The organism is Streptomyces sp. NPDC058964 (assembly GCF_042741275.1).
Taxonomy (GTDB): Bacteria; Actinomycetota; Actinomycetes; order Streptomycetales; family Streptomycetaceae; genus Streptomyces.
On record NZ_JBHYKH010000324.1, the window covers coordinates 7,880 to 10,205 of the forward strand.

2 protein-coding genes are annotated in these 2,326 nt (G+C 68.8%); both read right to left on the reverse strand.

Annotated features, from left to right (window positions below; all coding sequences use genetic code 11):
* Window positions 1-551 precede the first annotated feature (551 nt).
* Window positions 552-707: a Bax inhibitor-1/YccA family protein gene (locus tag ACFW2E_RS31205; RefSeq protein WP_384470458.1), complete on the reverse strand. Its 156-nt coding sequence runs from the start codon at window positions 705-707 to the stop codon at window positions 552-554.
* A gap of 363 nt (window positions 708-1,070) precedes the next feature.
* Window positions 1,071-2,141 (reverse strand): alpha/beta fold hydrolase, encoded by a 1,071-nt coding sequence (locus ACFW2E_RS31210; RefSeq protein ID WP_384470443.1) that lies wholly within the window; start codon window positions 2,139-2,141, stop codon window positions 1,071-1,073.
* Window positions 2,142-2,326: the final 185 nt, after the last annotated feature.

Genomic DNA, 2,326 nt, shown 5'->3' on the forward strand with positions numbered 1-2,326 from the left:
CGGGTGGTGGCTGGACGATCACCCAATTGGCTTGGCCCACCCTTCGGGCGGGGTGGGGACCATTGCCCGGCGGGCCACCGGCGACGCGGGGGGTGGCCGCGAGCTCCGCGCGCGGGGAACCGTGCACCGGTACGTAGCGGAGAAATACGTGCGCCGGTAGAGGGCGAGTGCATACCCGCGGCTGGGATTGACTGCGGACGCGGGGAGCCGGTGAGGACGGCGCCGGAAGGTGGTTCGGTCGGCGCGGCGACGGACTGGTACTTCGCACACCTTGCCGCGCGGGCCTCACGAGGTATCGGCCTGATCATCACCGGGGTCACTGCCGTCAGCCCCGGGGGATCTGACCCTACGACCTCGGAATCAGTACCACCGAGCCTGATGACACTGCGCAATGTCCGACGCCGCGGTCGCCCGAGACAGGGAGGCGGTCCTCGAACGGGACGGGCGACGGCGGTCATGGCCGCGGCCTCGCCCGTCCCGCGGTGATGGCATGTCCCAGACGCCCGCTCGGTCTTGACCGGATCAGACGCCCCCTTGTTGGTGTGTGCGGCTCAGGTGTCGTCCCGTCGGAAAGTGAGCACGCGCAGCGCCTCCACATGGATCCACACCAGGAGCGCGATGAGTCCGAAGGCCGTCAGCCATGACTCCTCGCACGGTGCGCCGTGCCGACGACTCCGAAGGCGATCCCGAGCCGGTCGCCGCCCGATCCCAGGCCGTCACCCGCGCCGAACGCGGAGAGAAGCCGACGCCTGAACGTTCACGCCCCGAGCGCTGTGCGTCGCCGTGGCATCGGAGATGACAACGAGGAAGACGCCTCCGAACGGGGCTATCCGAGATTCATGGGCGGGGACGGTGTGCGCCTGAACGCCTGAACGGCCGAGAGGACGAAGACTGGGACGGCCGCTGCGACGGTGAGCCCGTAGGAGCGGCCGATGTCCGGCCCGCCGCCGACGAGAGGGGCACGCATGACAGCGCCGCTGTCAGGACCACGGTCCGAACGTCGTCGCGGTGTGGACGGCCACGTCGGTGTCCACCCGGCCGGATCCCCGGTGAGAGAAGATCGCCCGATCTCAGAAGTGGTCCACGTCGACGACCGCCTGGGCGAAGGCGGTGGGTGCCTCCTGCGGCAGGTTGTGACCGATCCCGGTCAGCGTGCGGTGGGCGTATTTGCCCGTGAACCGGTCGCGGTACAAGGTCCCGTTGCCGGGAGCGGTGAACGGGTCGCGCTCGGCGTCGAGCGTGATGGTCGGCACCTCGATGACCGGACGGGTCGCGAGCTGCCTCTCGTACCGGTCGTAGCGGCGCTCCCCGTCGGCGAGGCCCAGCCGCCAGCGGTAGTTGTGGATCACGATGGCCGCGTAGTCGGGGTTCTCGAACGCGGCGGCCGTGCGCTCGAAGGTGGCGTCGTCGAAATCCCAGGTCGGGGAGACGGTGTCCCAGACGAGCCGGCACAGGTCGTGCCGGTCGGTCTTGTCCTCCATGGCGAGTCGGCCCCGGTCGGTGGCGAAGTAGTACTGGTACCACCAGGCGTATTCGGCCTTCGGCGGGAGGGGCTTCTTCTGTGCCTCGACGTTGGTGATGAGGTATCCGCTCACGGACACCAGCCCCTTGACGCGTTCGGGCCACAGGGCCGCGATGATGTCGGCGGTGCGTGAGCCCCAGTCGAAGCCCGCCAGAAGGGCCTTCTCGATCTTGAGGGCGTCCATCAGGGCGACGATGTCCAGGGCGACCGCCGACTGCTGGGCGTTGCGGAACGTCAGGGAGGAGAGGAAGCGCGTCGTGCCGTGACCGCGGAGGAAGGGCACGATGACCCGGTAGCCCTGCGCGGCGAGCAGGGGAGCGACGTCGACGTAGCTGTGGATGTCGTAGGGCCAGCCGTGCAGGCAGATGACCACGGGTCCGTGCGCGGGTCCGTCCTCGGCGTAGCCGATGTCCAGCACACCTGCCCTGACCTGCTTCAGCCGGGCGAAGGAGGTGTGCGTGCCCGGGGTCACGGCCGGCACGGTCGGTGTCGCGGCGTCGCCTCCCTCGTAGTGGTGGGCGGATGACGCCTTCGCGCTCGCCTGGAAACCGGCCAGCGAGACCGCGGCCGCGCCGGTGCCGAGCCCCATGGCCTTGTTGAAGGTACGCCTGTTGATCACGAGAAACCCTCCGCCGTATGGAAGTGAATACGGATGCATACGGATGTGCCGATCGCAGGCGCTCCCGTCGGTCCTTCTCCCGGGGTCACTGCGGCACGAGTGCGCGATGACTGTTCCACAGTATCCGTCACCAGTCAAAACCCTGTGCGGGGTATGTAGTGACACTGTCAAGGCACCCCAGACCC